Origin of the sequence: Enterobacter sp. BIDMC109 (assembly GCF_001037885.1) — a bacterium.
In the GTDB taxonomy this organism is placed as follows: domain Bacteria; phylum Pseudomonadota; class Gammaproteobacteria; order Enterobacterales; family Enterobacteriaceae; genus Enterobacter; species Enterobacter hormaechei_C.
The window spans coordinates 4005616-4023326 of record NZ_KQ090002.1; the positions used below are offsets into that span (position 1 = coordinate 4005616).

At 56.6% G+C, this 17711-nt stretch carries 13 protein-coding genes and 1 pseudogene; 2 read left to right on the plus strand and 12 right to left on the minus strand.

Going from position 1 to position 17711, the window contains the following annotated elements:
- The first annotated feature begins 168 nt into the window (after window positions 1-168).
- On the plus strand, window positions 169-2100 hold the full coding sequence (locus SK62_RS18855) for a methyl-accepting chemotaxis protein (protein ID WP_015572473.1): 1932 nt from the start codon (window positions 169-171) through the stop codon (window positions 2098-2100).
- Here SK62_RS18855 and SK62_RS18860 read toward each other — a convergent pair.
- Window positions 2097-3719: an isovaleryl-CoA dehydrogenase gene (locus SK62_RS18860; RefSeq protein WP_047718207.1), complete on the minus strand. Its 1623-nt coding sequence runs from the start codon at window positions 3717-3719 to the stop codon at window positions 2097-2099. The genes SK62_RS18855 and SK62_RS18860 overlap by 4 nt on opposite strands.
- 195 nt (window positions 3720-3914) lie before the next feature.
- On the opposite strand from SK62_RS18860, the gene SK62_RS18865 reads away from it, so the two are divergent.
- Window positions 3915-5189 (plus strand): MFS transporter, encoded by a 1275-nt coding sequence (locus tag SK62_RS18865; protein WP_039271963.1) that lies wholly within the window; start codon window positions 3915-3917, stop codon window positions 5187-5189.
- Window positions 5190-5280: 91 nt separating this feature from the next.
- Here the strand turns inward: SK62_RS18865 and rlmB are convergent, their stop codons facing one another.
- The 11 genes and pseudogenes from rlmB to mutL form a co-directional block, all read right to left on the minus strand.
- Window positions 5281-6012: a 23S rRNA (guanosine(2251)-2'-O)-methyltransferase RlmB gene (gene rlmB / locus SK62_RS18870; protein ID WP_015572470.1), complete on the minus strand. Its 732-nt coding sequence runs from the start codon at window positions 6010-6012 to the stop codon at window positions 5281-5283.
- A gap of 63 nt (window positions 6013-6075) precedes the next feature.
- Window positions 6076-8517 (minus strand): ribonuclease R, encoded by a 2442-nt coding sequence (gene rnr / locus SK62_RS18875; protein WP_023295804.1) that lies wholly within the window; start codon window positions 8515-8517, stop codon window positions 6076-6078.
- Window positions 8518-8555: 38 nt separating this feature from the next.
- The gene (gene nsrR / locus SK62_RS18880; protein ID WP_003855998.1) at window positions 8556-8981 is read right to left on the minus strand and encodes a nitric oxide-sensing transcriptional repressor NsrR; all 426 of its coding nucleotides are present in this window, start codon (window positions 8979-8981) and stop codon (window positions 8556-8558) included.
- A 192-nt stretch (window positions 8982-9173) separates the two neighbouring features.
- Window positions 9174-10472 (minus strand): adenylosuccinate synthase, encoded by a 1299-nt coding sequence (locus tag SK62_RS18885; RefSeq protein WP_003855997.1) that lies wholly within the window; start codon window positions 10470-10472, stop codon window positions 9174-9176.
- Between the two features lie 103 nt (window positions 10473-10575).
- Entirely contained in the window at window positions 10576-10773 is a 198-nt protein-coding gene (locus tag SK62_RS18890) for a DUF2065 domain-containing protein (RefSeq protein ID WP_003855996.1), read from the minus strand.
- 72 nt (window positions 10774-10845) lie between these two features.
- Window positions 10846-11850, minus strand: coding sequence for a protease modulator HflC (hflC, locus tag SK62_RS18895; protein WP_003855994.1), 1005 nt, complete (start codon window positions 11848-11850; stop codon window positions 10846-10848).
- A 2-nt stretch (window positions 11851-11852) separates the two neighbouring features.
- The gene (gene hflK, locus SK62_RS18900) at window positions 11853-13112 is read right to left on the minus strand and encodes an FtsH protease activity modulator HflK (RefSeq protein ID WP_003855992.1); all 1260 of its coding nucleotides are present in this window, start codon (window positions 13110-13112) and stop codon (window positions 11853-11855) included.
- Window positions 13113-13168: 56 nt separating this feature from the next.
- Complete coding sequence (gene hflX / locus SK62_RS18905) at window positions 13169-14449, minus strand: ribosome rescue GTPase HflX (RefSeq protein WP_003855991.1); 1281 nt, start codon at window positions 14447-14449, stop codon at window positions 13169-13171.
- 74 nt (window positions 14450-14523) lie between these two features.
- Entirely contained in the window at window positions 14524-14835 is a 312-nt protein-coding gene (gene hfq / locus SK62_RS18910; protein WP_003855990.1) for an RNA chaperone Hfq, read from the minus strand.
- An 85-nt stretch (window positions 14836-14920) separates the two neighbouring features.
- A complete protein-coding gene (gene miaA, locus SK62_RS18915) occupies window positions 14921-15871 on the minus strand; it encodes a tRNA (adenosine(37)-N6)-dimethylallyltransferase MiaA (RefSeq protein WP_017383956.1) in 951 nt (316 codons plus the stop codon).
- A pseudogene (mutL, locus tag SK62_RS18920) lies at window positions 15864-17708 on the minus strand (DNA mismatch repair endonuclease MutL). Before mutL ends, miaA begins: the two are co-directional and overlap by 8 nt.
- Between the last annotated feature and the right edge of the window lie 3 nt (window positions 17709-17711).

Sequence of the window (17711 nt, forward strand, 5' to 3'; positions counted from 1 at the left end):
CCTTCCGATAAAAGCCACTTAATTTTAGTGGCTTTTCAATTTTGCAAATTTTTTACCTCTCCCGAAACTTAATAAAAACAAAAATGTAACATTCAGTTACATTAAACAGATAAACGTTCTCTTCGCTCTGCCGTTGAACAGCCATCACTTTTCAATAATGAGCAATTTATGATCACCTTTTTCCGCCGGGCAGGTCTGGGCACGAAGCTATCGCTGCTAACAGGTGCAAGTGTCGCCACGCTTTTTTTGCTGTTCACTTTTCTGTTGAGCCACAACGCCAGCCAGCAGCTTGAAGATCTTGCGGTTGAAGACCTGCATAACCAGTCCACCGGCATGGTGGATATGGTAGAGATGTTCAACACCAGCCTGAGCGAAGAGGTTGAAAGCTATACCCGTCTGTTCACCACCTTTTTGCCACAGCCGCTGAACAGCGACAGCAGCCAGAGCCGGACCATAAACGGGCTTACCGTTCCTCTGCTGAAAGGCGGCGAAACGGAGTTGCATGAAAACAATACGCTTTCTGATGACTTCCTGAGCCGAACGGGCGCCATCTCGACGCTGTTTGTCCGCAGCGGTAACGATTTTATCCGCGTGGCCACGTCGCTGCGCAAAGAGAATGGCGACCGCGCCATCGGAACCGTTCTTGATACCACCAGCCCGGCATTTGCGGCTGTCACCAAAGGGAAGGTCTATCGTGGCCTCGCGCTGCTGTTCGGCAAGCGCTATATCACGCAGTACCAGCCTGTTAAAAATGCGGAAGGCCAGGTTATCGGGATTATCTTTGTCGGTGTGGACATCACCCATTCGTGGAACGTCATGCGCGAGAAAATCCTTAACCGTCGTCTGGGCGAGAGCGGCCACTTCTTTGTACTGGATCGCAGCAGCGGCAAAACGCGCGGACAGTATCTGTTCCATGCCAGCGATGAGGGCAAACTGCCCAACTGGGACACGGCGACACAGCAGCAGCTTCTGAGTGATAAAGCCGGCACGCTGGAGCGCGTGAGCGCAGATGGCCGTACGCTCAAAGTTGCCTACACGCCGCTGCCGGGCTGGAACTGGACCATCGTGGGTGAAGTGGATAAAGCCGTACTGCTTTCAAGCGTCACCACGCTGCGCGATCGCTTCCTGATGGCGGGCGTGGTGCTATCCGCGCTCTTCGCGGGCCTGTTCGTTATCCTCATTCGCCGGATGCTAACCCGCCCACTACGCGCAGTGATCGCGCTTGCCCGGCAGTATGCCGCAGGCGATCTGCGCGCCAGCCTGCCGGTAACCCGCCAGGATGAGGTCGGCCAGCTGATTGATGCCATCAACGGGATCGGGGGCGGCCTGCAAAAAATTGTGTTGCAGGTCCGCGAGGCCGCAAGCGAAATCCATCTGGGGACTAACGCGCTGGCTTCAGACACCGGCGAGATCTCTGAACAGATCAACAAACAGGCCAGCAGCGTTGAGGAGACCTCCGCCAGCATGGAGCAATTGGCCGCCACCGTGCAGCAAAATGCCGCCAACATGGAGCAAACTCAGCAGCTGGTGGGGGAAACCTCACGCGCGGTGCATCAGGGTGGAGAGACGGTGACCCACGCTGTTTCCACCATGGATGATATTCGTGATGCATCGAAACGCATTGAAGACATTACCCGCGTGATTGAGTCCATCGCTTTCCAGACCAATATCCTGGCGCTCAATGCGGCGGTTGAAGCGGCGCGGGCGGGCGAGCACGGGAAAGGTTTCGCAGTGGTGGCGCAAGAGGTGCGCGCCCTGGCCGCACGCAGCGCCAACGCGGTAAAAGAGATTGAACAGCTGATTGGCGACACGCTGAACAAGGTGAGCGAAGGCCATGCGCTGTCTGAGCAGACGCGTCTGGCGATGGATGCCATCATTGTTCATATCGATAACATCAGCCAGCTTGTCACCGAAATCAACCACGCCTCCCGCGAGCAGTCTGCGGGGATTGGTCAGGTGAATCTGGCGATGACGCACATCGGTGAGGCATCGCACATCAATGCCGATCGCATCTCGCGCAGCGAGCAGACGGCACAGACGCTGCGCGAGAAGGGTTCACATCTCACCCGGCTGGTGAGCCTGTTCCAGCTGAAGGCTTAACCGACCCGGCCCGTGGCGCGCAGCAGCAGGTCGTTTTGCACCTGTTCGCTCATCAGCGTGCCGCCTCGGGTATCCAGCATCATGCGGCACCACGCCTGCGCCACGGGCGGCGATGCGTGCCGCAGCATCTGGCTTCCGGCCCCGAGTAAAAAGAGCTGCCGCGCGATCTCCCTGCCCTGCGCTTCCTGCGGTTTACGCAGCTTCTGCTGTAGCTGCCGCCAGCTGCGATCGAAGTGCCTGTCCTGACCTTTGACCTGCGCGAAATCATCGGCGAGCAGGTCGAGAATGCCCGACTGCTTCGCCAGCACGCGCAGTACATCCAGGCACATAATATTGCCAGAGCCTTCCCAGATGCTGTTGACGGGCATTTCACGGTACAACCGCGGAAGTTCACTCTCTTCGCAATAGCCTGCACCGCCCAGCACCTCCATTGCCTCTGCCACAAACGGTATGCCCGCTTTGCAGACGCTGTATTTTGCCGCCGGAGTGAAAAGCCGCGCCCATGCGGCCTCCTGCGGGTCGGTGCGGTTGTCCCACGCCCGGGCGAGTCGGAACAGCAGTGCCGTGTGTCCCTCCAGCACCAGCGCCATACGGCTTAGCACGTCGCGCATTAACGGCTGGTCGATCAGATTTTTGCCGAAGGTCTGCCGCTGATGGGCATGATAAAGCGCCACCGAGAGCGCACGGCGCATCAATCCGTGGCTGCCAAGCGCACAGTCAAAGCGCGTCAGCCCGCCCATCTTCAGAATTTGCCGGACACCTTCACCCTCTTCGCCCAGCAGCCAGCCGTAAGCATCAAGGAACTCAGCCTCACTGCTGGCATTTGAACGGTTACCGAGCTTGTCCTTCAGACGCTCAAGGCGCACGGCATTACGTTGCCCGTCGGGTAAAAAACGCGGAACAAAAAAGCAGGAAAGCCCGCCCTTCGCCTGCGCCAGCACCAGATGCGCATCGCTCTGCGGCACGGAGAAAAACCATTTGTGCCCCACCAGCCGGTAACTGCCATCACTGCATTTCTCTGCTTTGGTGGTATTACTGAGTACGTCCGAACCGCCCTGCTTTTCCGTCATCCCCATGCCGATCAGCAGGCCGCGCTTTTGCGCCCCCGGTGCGAGATGGGGATCGTAGCGATCGCTCATCAGCGGCGTTAACCAGTCGTCAAACGGTTTGGGCAGCGACTGTAGCAACAGCGGCGTGGCGGCGAAGGTCATGGTCACCGGGCATAGCGTTCCCGCCTCCACCTGAGCATGCAGCACAAAACGCGCGGCCCGGGCGACGAACGATCCTTTCCGCGCCTCCTCCTCCCACGCCAGGTTGTGCACCCGGTTGGCGCAAAGCCCCTGCATCAGAAGATGCCATGCCGGATGAAAGCGGACGTCGTCCAGCCGCTCTCCCGTGGCGTCATAACGCAGCAGCTCCGGCGGATTAACGTTCGCCAGCCTGCCCAGCTCCAGCGACTCCGCCGTACCCAACTGCTGTCCGATGCTGGCAAGAAGATCCACATCCCACTCAGCCCCTTCGCGCGCTACCGCATCGCGCAGGGCGCAATCAGAGAGAAAAAGGTTGCTGTTCGATAGCGGTGCAGGTTGATTAAAAACGGTATGTGTCTGCCAGTGCATGCTGTCTCCCTCCTTTCATTGGCAATAAAGGTAAGTATGGACAGAGGGCATGCACGCTGCATGGGAGGGGGCTCACACGGTGACGATCGTGTTGATATCTTTCGTGAAATAGCTCACAGAACATAAGAATAAACTATTTCATTACTTCACTAATGCTGAATAATTTATTCTTACCCCGTTTATGTGAGGATCGTTATGCAACAGGATGCGCACAAGCGTGCATTAATTGCAGGCTCCATCGGTAATTTCATCGAGTGGTATGAATTTGCGGTCTACGGTTTTCTGGCAACGGTGATTGCCAGAAACTTCTTCCAGCTTGAGGGGGAAGCGGAGCTCACCAGCCTGATCCTCACCTGGGCCTCGTTCGCCATCGCGTTCTTCTTCCGTCCGCTGGGTGCGGTGGTCTTTGGCCGGATTGGCGACAGGATTGGCCGCAAACCGACGCTGATTATTGTGCTGGTATTGATGACGCTCGCCACCGCTGCCATCGGTATGGTGCCGGTCTACGCCAGTATTGGGATTGCCGCGCCGCTGATCGTTACGCTCCTGCGTATTCTGCAAGGACTGTTCGCGGGCGGCGAGTATGGCGGTGCGGTCTCGTTGATGACGGAGTTCGCCCCGCGCGGCAAGCGCGGTCTTTACGGGGCATGGCAGTCCTTCACCGTGGCGCTCGGGCTGTTAGCGGGCGCAGGCATTGTCGCGTTGCTCTCTGCCCTGCTCTCCCCTGAAGCCTTGCACGACTGGGGCTGGCGCATTCCGTTCTTCCTGGCGCTGCCGATGGGTGCGGTCGCGCTATGGCTGCGGGTGAGCATGGAAGAGACGCCGAGCTTTGTGCAGCAACGGGAAAAACCGGTTGTTACTCAGGCCAGCACCGCCGCCACGTTCAAAACCATCCTGATGGGCATTGGCCGCGTGATGGTCTGGTCTGCGGCGGGTTATACCTATCTGGTGATTATGCCGACCTATCTGCAATCTGCGCTGCACACCGGTTTTAACCAGGCGTTACTGATTGCGGTGATTTCTAACATTGGGTTTGCGCTCACGATCATTCCGTCGGGCATGCTGAGCGACAGGATCGGGCGGCGCACGGTGATGATTATCGCCACCGTGCTCCTGCTGATCCTCGCCCTGCCGCTGCTGAAAATTTTGCAGGCGGAATCCAGTACGCTGGCAGTCAAAGCGATTGTGGTGCTGATTGCGGGGGGTCTGGTTGGGATGCTGGCAGGGCCGGGGCCGGCAATGCTGTCTGAGATGTTCCCGACGCGCGTGCGTTATACCGGGCTGGGGCTGGCCTATTCTCTGTCGAATGCGATCTTCTCGGGCTGTGCGGGGCTGATCATTACCGGGCTGATTAAAGAGACGGGCAATCTGGATATTCCGGCGTACTACGTGATGGCAACGGCGGTGGTGAGTATTTTCGCGCTGATGACGCTGAGAAAGGATGACCATTTACGGTCGTTAGAGGAGTGAGATTGTTGCCCGGTGGCGCTGCGCTTACCGGGCCTACGGTACCATGCTTTTGTAGGCCGGGTAAGGCGAAGCCGCCACCCGGCACAACAGGCTACCCGCGCTGACGCACCGCTTCAAACAGGCAGATACCCGTCGCAACAGAAACGTTCAGGGACGATACGCTGCCCGCCATTGGGATGCTGATCAGCTCATCGCAGTGCTCGCGCGTCAGACGACGCATACCTTCGCCTTCCGCTCCCATCACCAGCGCCATACGGCCGGTCATTTTGCTCTGGTACAGGGTGTGATCCGCTTCACCGGCTGTTCCTACGATCCAGATATTTTCTTCCTGCAACAGACGCATGGTGCGCGCCAGGTTAGTCACGCGGATTAACGGGACGTTTTCCGCCGCGCCGCAGGCGACTTTTTTAGCGGTAGCGTTAAGCTGCGCGGAGCGATCTTTTGGCACAATCACCGCATGCACGCCTGCTGCATCGGCGCTACGCAGGCACGCGCCCAGGTTATGCGGGTCGGTTACGCCATCGAGGATCAGGAAGAACGGGTTCTCCAGCCCGGCGATCAGATCCGGCAGATCGTTCTCCTGATACTGACGGCCTGGCTTCACGCGCGCGATAATGCCCTGGTGTACAGCACCTTCGCTTTTTTCATCCAGATACTGGCGGTTCGCCAGCTGGATCACTACGCCCTGCGCTTCCAGCGCGTGGATCAGCGGCATCAGACGTTTGTCTTCACGCCCTTTCAGAATAAAAACTTCCTGAAAACGCTCCGGCGCGCGCTCCAGCAGGGCCTGCACCGCGTGGATGCCGTAAATCATTTCACTCATTGATGGTTCTCGTAATAAATATTTTCCCTCTCCCGTTGGGGAGAGGGTCAGGGTGAGGGGAAATTACTCCGCCTGCTGTTTCTTCGCCGCGCGCTTCGCTTTGGTCGCGGCCGCTATTTTTTGGGTCTTGGTCGACGGTTTTTTCGCTTTACGAGCGTCTTTTTTCGCCGCCTTGGGCTTCTGTTTCTTCTCGCCACGGAAAGCACTGTCTGGCTCAAAGTTTACTCTTTTACCTGCCTGACGTCGCTTACCGCCCGCTTTACCGTTACCGCCTTTTTTCGCTTTCTCACGCTCGGTTTTCCCGACGTTACGCGGAGCACGCTCGCTGGAGATGAGGCTGAAGTCGATTTTACGGTCGTCCATATTCACGGCTTCAACCTTCACTTCCACCCGATCGCCCAGACGGTAGGTCTGACCACCGGATTCGCCGATCAGACGTTGTCCGACCTGGTCGAAGCGGTAGTAATCGTTATCGAGGCTGGAAACGTGCACCAGACCGTCGATAAACAGCTCATCCAGACGCACGAAGAAGCCAAAGCCGGTGACGCTGGCAATCACGCCTTTAAAGACGTTACCCACCTGATCCAGCATAAAGTCACACTTCAGCCAGTCCGCCACGTCGCGCGTCGCTTCATCCGCACGACGCTCGGTCATGGAACAATGCTGGCCCAGTTGCAACATCTCGTCCATGGAGTAGTGATACCCTCCGGTTTCGGTCGTGTTGCCTTTATGACCCTGCTCGTGCGCCAGCAGATACTTGATCGCACGGTGCAGGGACAGATCCGGATAACGGCGGATCGGCGAGGTAAAGTGCGCGTACGACTGTAACGCCAGACCAAAGTGGCCCCGGTTTTCAGGATCGTAAATCGCCTGCTTCATGGAGCGCAGCAGCATGGTTTGCAGCATTTCCGCGTCAGGACGATCGCTGATGGATTCCAGCAGCTCGGCGTAATCGCGTGGCTCAGGCTTATTACCGCCAGGCAGCTCCAGACCGAGTTCAGCCAGCACGGAGCGGAACGAGGTTACGGCCTCCGTGGTTGGCTTGTCGTGAATACGGAACAGCGCAGGCTCTTTGGCTTTCTCAACGAAACGTGCCGCCGAGATATTCGCCAGGATCATACACTCTTCAATCAGCTTGTGCGCATCGTTACGCTGAGTCTGTTCGATACGCTCGATACGACGCTCAGCGTTAAAGATAAACTTCGCCTCTTCACTCTCAAACGAGATCCCACCGCGCTCTTCGCGCGCCTGATCCAGCGTTTTGTAGAGGTTGTGCAGCTCTTCGATGTGTTTGACCAGCGGCGCGTACTGTTCGCGAAGATCCTGATCGCCCTGCAACATATGCCAGACCTTGGTATAGGTCAGGCGCGCATGAGAACTCATCACCGCTTCGTAGAACTTATAGCCCGTCAGACGTCCCTTGCTGGAGATGGTCATCTCGCAGACCATACACAGGCGGTCCACCTGCGGGTTGAGGGAACACAGGCCGTTGGAGAGCACTTCTGGCAGCATCGGTACAACCTGCGACGGGAAGTAGACCGACGTACCGCGGCTGCGCGCTTCGTTATCCAGCGGCGTGTGCGGACGCACGTAATAGCTCACATCCGCGATAGCCACCCACAGACGCCAGCCGCCACCGCGTTTTTTCTCGCAATATACGGCATCATCGAAGTCACGGGCGTCTTCACCATCAATGGTGACCAGCGGCAGATCGCGCAGATCCACGCGGCCTGCTTTGGACTCTTCCGGCACTTCTTCACGCAGGTTTTCAATCTGATCTTCAACCGCTTTCGGCCAGACATACGGAATTTCATGGGTACGCAGCGCCATATCGACGGCCATGCCGGTGCCCATGTTATCGCCCAGCACTTCGACGATTTTACCCACCGCTTTGGTGCGACGGGTTGGGCGCTGGGTGAGTTCCACCACCACCACAAAGCCCATGCGTGCGCCCATCACCTCTTCAGGCGGGATGAGAATGTCGAAACTCAGACGGCTGTCGTCCGGCACCACAAAGCCTACGCCCGCATCGGTAAAGTAACGGCCAACGATCTGGCTGGTTTTCGGCACCAGCACGCGGACCACGCGCGCTTCGCGGCGGCCTTTACGGTCTGCACCCAGCGGCTGCGCCAGGATCTGGTCGCCGTGAATACACATCTTCATCTGTTCGGATGAGAGGTACAGGTCGTCTTTACGGCCTTCCACGCGCAGGAAGCCGAAGCCATCGCGATGACCAATAACGGTGCCTTTCAGCAGGTCGAGGCGTTCTGGCAGCGCGTAGCACTGGCGACGAGTAAAGACAAGTTGCCCGTCACGTTCCATGGCGCGCAGGCGGCGGCGAAGGGCTTCAATTTGCTCTTCACCTTCAATGTTCAGTTCAACGGCAAGTTCTTCACGATTGGCGGGTTTTTCGCGTTTTGTTAAGTGTTCAATGATGAACTCGCGGCTGGGGATAGGATTCGCGTATTTTTCGGCTTCGCGTTCCTGGAAAGGATCTTGTGACATGTCGGTTCCTCCGTTGTCAGCTCCGGTGGAAATTTTCTTCATTCCACCAGCAATAATTTATAAAGCGGTTGATTCTCTTCAACCAAATCGGCCAGCGTGTAGTTATCCAGTTCCTTGAGAAAACTTTGCACGGCCTTTGAAAGCGCCTGTTTCAGGCGGCAAGCGGGCGTAATGTGGCAGAACGCGCTGCTACAGTTCACCAGAGAGAGCGGCTCCAGTTCACGTACCACATCGCCAATACGGATACTCTGCGCCGGTTTACCGAGACGGATCCCTCCATTCTTCCCGCGGACGGCAGCAACGTATCCGGCACGACTAAGTTGATTGATTATTTTGACCATATGATTACGGGACACACCGTACACCTCTGTGACTTCAGAGATGCTGGTCATCTTCCCATCGGGTAACGACGCCATGTAAATCAGCGCGCGTAAGCCGTAATCGGTGAAACTTGTTAACTGCACATCAACCTCAGGAAAAAGGGAAAACGCGGTCAAACCGCAGAGATATTCATTAATGATGATAAACCAGCCAGATAGTTAGCGGCTAATTTATTTGACAGACGGGGCGAAAAAGCGGAGATCCAGGAGCGGTCGCCGGATGGCGCTGCGCTTATCCGGCCTACGGGTTTCCCCGCAGGCCAGCAGTCACGAAGATTATGCGTCGAACGGGTCGCGCAGGATCATCGTTTCAGTACGATCCGGGCCGGTAGAAATAATATCGATCGGCACTTCGGTCAGTTCTTCAATGCGCTTGATGTAGTCCAGCGCGGCTTTTGGCAGGCCACTACGCTCTTTCACACCAAATGTGGTCTCAGACCAGCCCGGCATGGTTTCGTAAATTGGCTCAATGCCTTCCCAGTCGTCAGCAGCCAGCGGAGTGGTGGTCACTTCGCGGCCATCAGGCATACGGTAGCCTACGCAGATTTTTACTTCTTTCAGGCCGTCCAGTACGTCCAGCTTGGTCAGGCAGAAGCCAGACAGGGAGTTGATCTGCACTGCGCGACGTACGGCAACGGCGTCCAGCCAGCCGGTACGACGACGACGACCGGTGGTCGCGCCAAACTCGTTACCCTGCTTGCAGAGGAACTCGCCGGTCTCATCAAACAGTTCGGTCGGGAATGGACCTGCACCCACGCGAGTGGAGTACGCTTTGATGATGCCCAGAACGTAATCGACATAACGCGGGCCCAGACCGGAGCCGGTTGCCACGCCACCCGCGGTGGTGTTAGAGGACGTTACGTACGGATAGGTACCGTGGTCGATGTCCAGCAGCGTACCCTGCGCACCTTCAAACATGACGAAATCGCCACGCTTGCGCGCCTGGTCCAGCAGATCGGACACATCAACAACCATACCGGTCAGAATATCAGCAATCGCCATGACGTCATCCAGCACTTTCTGGTAGTCAACGGCTTCGGCTTTGTAGAAGTTCACCAGCTGGAAGTTGTGATATTCCATCACTTCTTTCAGTTTTTCAGCGAAGGTCGCTTTGTCGAAGAGGTCACCCACGCGCAGACCGCGACGAGCCACTTTATCTTCGTAAGCGGGGCCGATACCACGACCGGTGGTGCCGATCGCTTTCGCGCCACGCGCTTTTTCACGCGCCACGTCCAGCGCCACGTGATAATCCAGGATCAGCGGGCAGGCTTCGGAGAGCAGCAGACGCTCACGAACAGGGATACCACGGTCTTCCAGACCTTTCATCTCTTTCATCAGCGCAGCGGGAGACAGCACAACGCCGTTACCGATGATGCTGGTGACGTTTTCGCGAAGAATGCCTGATGGAATAAGATGGAGGACGGTTTTTTCACCGTTGATTACGAGAGTATGGCCCGCGTTGTGACCGCCCTGGTAGCGTACAACATATTTGGCCCGTTCAGTCAGAAGATCAACAATCTTCCCTTTACCTTCGTCACCCCATTGGGTGCCCAGTACGACGACGTTGTTACCCATTTTTTCAAAATCACCGTTTGCTTAAAAATGGATTCTACCATCGCTTTTTCAGATATACAGCACTTTTTGACCCTAAAATATGCCAATTGCGGTTAGTTTTTGATCAGCCAATCGTTTTCCTCAACATGTAGTAGATAACGATACCGGCAACCACAAGACCACCGCCAAAACGACGCAAAATATTGTCCGGGAGTTGGCTCATTGTCGCGATCATCCGGCGCCATGCGCGCGGATAGAGCATCGGGCCGAGGCCTTCCAGCACCAAAACAAGGGCCAGTGCGAGCCAGATCGTGGAGTTAATTTTTCATCCTTATAAAAAGAAAACCACCGCTCCGTGAAGAGCGGTGGTTTGAATACTCAAACGAGCCTGAGTTTATCGCGTTGCGTTGGTCGGCGTCTTCATATAACGGAAGAAATCGCTGTCCGGGCTGAGCACCATCACATCCTGGTTGCTCTTGAAGCTATTCTCGTAAGCGCGAAGGCTACGGATGAAGGCATAGAAGTCTGGATCCTGGCTGAATGCATCAGCAAACAGTTTCGCCGCTTCGGCATCACCTTCACCGCGCAGGATACGACCCTGGCGCTCAGATTCCGCCAGCGTCTTGGTGACTTCATAGTCCGCTGCCGCGCGCAGTTTTTCCGCTTCTTCCTGACCCTGTGAACGGTGACGACGGGCTACCGCTTCACGCTCGGCGCGCATACGGTTGTAGATCGCCTCGGACACTTCCGCTGGCAGGTTGATCTGCTTGATGCGCACGTCAACCACTTCGATGCCCAGTGCCGCCATACTGTTCGGGTTGATCACCGGCACTTTACCGTTGGTTTCAGCCTGAACACGTTCAGCCGCTTTGGCAATCGCATCGTCTGCCGCCGGGGTTTCAACTTCATCCTCGGTGCCCGCAGAGCCGGAGTTCAGCGCATCACGCACTTCCAGCGTCAGACGGCCACGGGAGTCGGTCACGATGTCTTTCACATCCAGACGACCAATTTCAGAACGCAGACGGTCAGAGAACTTACGTTTCAGCAGCACTTCTGCCTGAGAAACGTCGCCACCCCCGGTTGCCAGGAAGTAGCGGCTGAAATCGCTGATGCGCCATTTGATATAGGAATCAACGATCAGGTCTTTCTTCTCTTTGGTCACGAAACGATCGGCCTGGTTATCCATGGTCTGGATACGCGCATCGAGCGTTTTCACTGACTGAATGAACGGGATCTTGAAGTGCAGACCCGGCTCATAAATCACCGGACGCTTGTCGCCGTCACGCACGACGCTGCTGAACTGGAACTTGATCCCACGTTCGCCCTCTTTCACCACAAAGATGGAGGTGTAGAGCACGACCAGTACGATGATGATGATCGCAATAACTGACTTACGCATCCTTATTCCCCCTGACGCTGGTAGTCGTTACGCTGCGCGTTAGCACGGCGTTGGTCCATAATGTCACCATCGTTCGAAGAAGGCGTTGTGTTCGCGCTGGCGCTGCCAGACGAGGCCGGTGGCAGACGCAGCAGGTTGTTCGCACCGCTGTTGTCTTTTGCTGCCGGTGCAGAACCGCCTTTCAGCATCTGATCCAGCGGCAGGACCATCAGGTTTCCGCCTTTGTTGTCGTTAACCAGCACTTTACGCGTATGGCTCAGCACTTTTTCCATGGTCTCGATATAGAGACGCTCACGGGTAATTTCCGGCGCGGCTTTATATTCCGGCAGGATCTTCGCGAAGCGAGCCACTTCACCCTGTGCTTCCAGGATGGTCTGGGTCTTATACGCACGCGCTTCTTCCAGAATACGCTGCGCCTGACCGTTTGCACGCGGCTGAACTTCGTTGGTGTACGCTTCCGCTTCACGGATGTACTGCTGTTCGTTTTCACGCGCGGCAATCGCATCGTCAAACGCCGCTTTCACCTCTTCCGGCGGACGTGCAGCCTGGAAGTTGACGTCCAGCAGGGTGATACCCATGTTGTACGGACGGATGGTCTCTTCCAGCTCACGCTGGGTATCGCTACGAATAACGGTACGACCTTCGGTCAGGATACGGTCCATGGTGTATTTGCCGATCACGCCACGCAGGGCGCTGTCGGTTGCCTGACGCAGGCTGTCATCGGCGCTGGTCACGCTAAACAGATAACGTTCCGGATCGGTCACGCGGTACTGTACGTTCATCTCAACGCGCACCACGTTCTCGTCAGAGGTCAACATCACGCCAGAGGCGGCCAGTTCACGGACGGACTCCACGTTAACCGCGGTCACGTCATCAATGAAGGTTGGCTTCCAGTTCAGGCCCGGTTCAACCAGATGGCTGAACTTACCGAAACGGGTGACCACGCCGCGTTCTGCTTCTTTAATGGTGTAGAACCCGCTGGCTGCCCAGATGATTACCACCGCAGCGGCGACAATGCCCACCACGCGGCCACCCATTGGCGGGCGCGGACTCTGAGTGGAATTGCCACCCGAGCCAGAACCTTTTCCTCCGCCAAGGCCACCAAGCTTTTTGCTCAGTTTGCGGAAGATATCATCCAGATCCGGCGGCCCCTGCTCGCGACCACCTTTGTTGCCATTTCCCCCAGAGTTGCCGCCTTGATTATTGCTGCTTCCCCACGGGTCGCGGTCTTGTCCGTTATTACCGGGCTGATTCCACGCCATGTATATGCTCCATATTTGTTATGCAAGGGCGAATTTTTCAGGCTTCCCCTTTCTGATCAGACGATATAGTCCGCCAGCGCAGGTTCTTGTTTACAGAGGCGACGCCAGTCAACGATCGGCATACGCACCTGCATCCCCACGCTGCCGTCATCCTCCATCCACTCTTTTTCTATCGCCTGAAGCTGATAAAACCGGCTGCGCAGCCTGCCTTCCTGTGGCGGCAGTCGCAGCGTGTGCTGAGCTACCTCACCGGAAAGACGTTCTGTCAAAGCCTGGAAAAGCAGTGGCACACCAATCCCGGCCTGAGCAGACAGCCAGACCCGAATCGGTTTGTTCTCTTCGTCTCGGTCAATACGCGGTTCGAAATCGTCCAGCATATCGATCTTGTTCATCACCAAGAGGGTGGGAATTTCGTGGGCGTCGATCTCTTCGAGCACCACGTTCACCGCGTCGATGTTCTCCTGCACGCGTACGTCCGCCGCATCAATGACGTGCAGCAGCAGGGTCGCCTGACGCGTCTCCTGCAACGTCGCTTTAAACGCCGCGACCAGATCGTGCGGCAGATGGCGGATAAACCCTACGGTATCCGCCAGCACCGTTTCACCCACGTCTGCGACGTCAATACGGCGCAGGGTTGGGTCCAGGGTCGCAAACAGTTGGTCTGCGGCATACACCTGGGCCTCGGTTATCTGGTTAAACAGGGTGGATTTACCGGCGTTGGTATAACCCACCAGCGACACCGTTGGGATATCGGCTTTCGTTCGCGCCCGACGCCCCTGTTCGCGCTGTTTCTCTACACGTTCCAGACGTGAAAGGATCTGGGTTATACGCCCACGCAGCAAACGGCGGTCGGTTTCGAGCTGGGTTTCACCCGGGCCGCGCAAACCAATCCCGCCTTTTTGTCTTTCAAGGTGTGTCCAGCCACGCACCAGACGCGTCGCCAGATGGCGCAACTGCGCCAGCTCAACCTGCAACTTACCCTCGTGGGTACGCGCACGCTGAGCAAAAATATCTAAGATCAACCCCGTGCGATCGATTACACGGCATTCGCAGAGAGCTTCCAGGTTACGTTCCTGAGCCGGAGACAGCGCATGATCAAACAGCACAACGGATGCGCCGGTTGCTTTTACGGCATCCGCAATTTCAACTGCTTTACCTTCACCAACAAAGTACTTCGGGTGCGGCGCTTTACGGCTACCGGTAATCACCTGCATTGCTTCGACACCGGCGGAAGAGACCAGAGATTCAAACTCCTGGAGGTCTTCCATATCTTTGTCTTGCGAAAAATAGATGTGTACCAGCACCGCCTGCTCACCGGCGTCATAACGGTCAAACAAGCGTAAACCTCTCTAAAAAGATCAGCGGGGAACGCAGGATCCCTGGCTCCCCGTGTGGATAACAGCCCAAAACCTTATTCGGTTTCTTCGCTGTCCTGCGCTGGTGTTGAAGAACCCTGCGCGTTGCTGCCGTGATGGTAGTTACTGCCAGTGCCGCCGCCAGCGTTATTGCTGTGATGAGATACCGGACGGGACGGAACAACAGTAGAAATCGCGTGCTTATAGACCATCTGGCTGACCGTGTTTTTCAACAGGATCACGAACTGATCGAAAGACTCAATCTGACCTTGCAGCTTAATACCATTCACCAAATAAATAGAAACTGGAACACGCTCCCGACGCAATGCGTTCAGGAACGGATCTTGTAAAGATTGCCCCTTAGCCATTCTATCTTTTCCTTATATGCTTGTTTTGTACTTAGAACCTTGCGATTCTGAAAAATTGCGCACGATACGGCTTAATTGTACACATTCAGTCAGCGATATCACCAATAACCTCAATCACTTCGTTTAACGCCTGTTGTGGTTTTTCACTGTCTAACCAGTGAACACCCTCCCAACCGCGTAACCAGGTGATCTGGCGCTTCGCTAACTGTCTCGTGGCGCAAACACCTCGATAAACCATTTCATCGTATGAAATCTCACCTTCAAGATACGACCACATCTGGCGGTATCCCACACAACGAATGGAAGGCATGTCCGTATGCAAATCTCCACGGGCAAAAAGCGCCCGCACTTCTGCTTCAAAATCTGAAGCCAGCATCTGATGAAAACGCTGCTCAATTCGTTGATGGAGCAGTTCACGGCTCGCCGGGGCGATGGCGAACTGATGCACCTGATACGGCAGAGCGTCTCCTGACGTTTGCGTCAGTTCCGTTAAAGTTTTACCCGAAATGAAAAAAACTTCCAGTGCCCGGGAAAGCCTTTGCGGATCGTTTGGGTGGATCCGCGCTGCGGCAACCGGGTCAATCTCTTCCAGTTGCCTGTGCAAAGCGTCCCACCCCTGCTCTGCCGCCTGCCGCTCAATCTTCGCTCTCACTTCCGGATCGGCCGATGGCAGAGGCGATAACCCCTCCAGCAGCGCCTTAAAGTAGAGCATCGTGCCGCCAACTAACAGCGGTATGCGTCCCGCGGCGGTAATCTCGGCCATCTCGGCTAAGGCGTCGCGGCGAAAATCTGCCGCGGAGTAAGCCTGTGCCGGGTCGAGAATATCCAGTAAACGGTGCGGTGCCGCACGCAGTTCGTCTGCGTTGGGCTTCGCCGTGCCGATGTCCATCCCTCGGTAGATGAGGGCTGAATCAACGCTAATCAACTCTACTGGCAAAACTTTACGTAACTCAATGGCTAACGCCGTTTTACCGGAGGCCGTTGGCCCCATTAAAAAAATCGCCTTTGGCAGGCTCGCCTTACTTACATCAGTCATGTTTCAGGGCGGTCATCGCCGTTTGTAAATCAACAGGTTGTAACAAACCACCTGGAGGCGCTTTCACCAGCTGTGGACAGAGGCGCTCCACCTCCGCCAGAACGGTAATCGCCTGCGCCATACTCCACGGTGCATGCTCGCTGGCCAGATGGCGGGCGATCCACTGCGCGGTATCGGCGGCATCAAACGTCGTTTGCTGCGCCAGGTAGCCTATCAGTTCAGGAATCAAGTTTTGTAAATTTTGTTGGCGTAAGGGTAAAGGCACTGCGCGAATTGTCACATGCTGCGCGTCCAGTACGATTTCAATCCCCATTTCGGCCAGTTGCGTCTGCACGCGCCGCAAAACCCCTGTTTCTTCAGGGGATATTTTCAGGCGAACGGGGATCAACAGCGGCTGCGCGCAGGCGGCATTCACCCCCGGGGTTAACTGCGCCTGTTTGAGCCAGCGCTCCGCCACGGAAAGCGCCAGCAACAGCAGTTTACCTTCGCGTTCAAGCAACGCCATGTCGGGAGCAATAATGGTCAATACCCGACCAAAACTCTGGCTATGCCCATCCAGAGAGGGGGTTGAAACCGTGATGTGCTCTTTATGCTCCACCGCCGGCGTATCCAGCAGTTTGCGGTACAGCGCCCCCTGCTGTTTGTGGTAGCCCGGCTGAGCGTTGGGATAGTTGGCACCGGTTGGTCGCGGCGCGTTGCCCACCGGGGATAAACGTGGAGCAGCCGGCTCGCGCGCTACCGCCGGTTCGGCAAAATGGTTACGCCCGGCCGCCACGCGGTTTTCCGGCAGTGGGCGCGGCGCGGGTTCTTCTTTTGCCAGCGGCAACTCTGGCTCTGCCTGCTGCTGCAATACAGCGGCAACGCCCTGGTAGATGAAATCATGCACCAGGCGAGACTGGTGGAAACGCACCTCGTGCTTGGCGGGGTGCACGTTAACGTCAACCTAGTGCGGGTCGATCTCCAGATAAAGCACAAAGGCGGGCTGTTGATCGGCGCCGAGCTTATCTTCGCAGGCCTGTCGAATAGCGTGGTTAATCAGGCGGTCGCGCATCATGCGGCCGTTGACGTAGCAATACTGAATTTCTGCGAACGCGGCGCTGCTGGCGTTCGGATCGGCAACCCAGCCGCGCAGGGCCAGATCGCCATGCTGCCACTCAATGGACAGCGCTTTTTCCAGAAACGGTGTGCCGCAGATGGCGCCCAACCGACGCTCCTTTTGTCCACCCTCCGCCACCGCGCGGTACTGGCGCATCACCTTACCGTTATGGCTGAGGTTGAGGGTGACATCAAAGCGCGCCAGCGCGATGCGGCGGATGATCTCGTCGATATGTCCGAATTCGGTCTTCTCGGTTCGCATAAACTTGCGCCGGGCGGGCGTGTTATAGAAGAGATCCAGCACTTCAAGCGTGGTGCCTACCGGGTGCGCCGCAGGTTTAACCGTGACGTCCATATCACGCCCTTCGGCGTAGGCCTGCCAGGCTTCCTGCTGGTCGGCCGTGCGGGAGGTCAACGTTAAGCGGGAAACGGAGCTGATACTGGCCAGCGCTTCGCCGCGAAAACCCAGGCTGATAATCGCTTCCAGATCGTCAAGTGAGGCAATTTTACTGGTGGCATGACGCGCCAGCGCCAGCGCCAGCTCGTCCTTTTTGATGCCACAGCCGTTATCACGAATGCGGATAAGCTTTGCGCCCCCGCGTTCGATATCAATATCAATGCGGGTCGCCCCTGCATCGAGGCTGTTTTCAACCAGTTCCTTCACCACCGACGCAGGGCGTTCCACCACCTCACCGGCGGCGATTTGGTTCGCGAGCTGCGGCGGTAGAACCTGAATCGGCATGAA

Excerpts from the sequence above, each read along its gene's own strand:
- SK62_RS18855 (WP_015572473.1), top strand. The coding sequence starts at position 169 with ATGATCACCTTTTTCCGCCGGGCAGGTCTGGGCACGAAGCTATCGCTG.
- SK62_RS18860 (WP_047718207.1), bottom strand. The coding sequence starts at position 3,719 with ATGCACTGGCAGACACATACCGTTTTTAATCAACCTGCACCGCTATCG.
- SK62_RS18865 (WP_039271963.1), top strand. The coding sequence starts at position 3,915 with ATGCAACAGGATGCGCACAAGCGTGCATTAATTGCAGGCTCCATCGGT.
- rlmB (WP_015572470.1), bottom strand. The coding sequence starts at position 6,012 with ATGAGTGAAATGATTTACGGCATCCACGCGGTGCAGGCCCTGCTGGAG.
- rnr (WP_023295804.1), bottom strand. The coding sequence starts at position 8,517 with ATGTCACAAGATCCTTTCCAGGAACGCGAAGCCGAAAAATACGCGAAT.
- SK62_RS18885 (WP_003855997.1), bottom strand. The coding sequence starts at position 10,472 with ATGGGTAACAACGTCGTCGTACTGGGCACCCAATGGGGTGACGAAGGT.
- hflC (WP_003855994.1), bottom strand. The coding sequence starts at position 11,850 with ATGCGTAAGTCAGTTATTGCGATCATCATCATCGTACTGGTCGTGCTC.
- hflK (WP_003855992.1), bottom strand. The coding sequence starts at position 13,112 with ATGGCGTGGAATCAGCCCGGTAATAACGGACAAGACCGCGACCCGTGG.
- hfq (WP_003855990.1), bottom strand. The coding sequence starts at position 14,835 with ATGGCTAAGGGGCAATCTTTACAAGATCCGTTCCTGAACGCATTGCGT.
- miaA (WP_017383956.1), bottom strand. The coding sequence starts at position 15,871 with ATGACTGATGTAAGTAAGGCGAGCCTGCCAAAGGCGATTTTTTTAATG.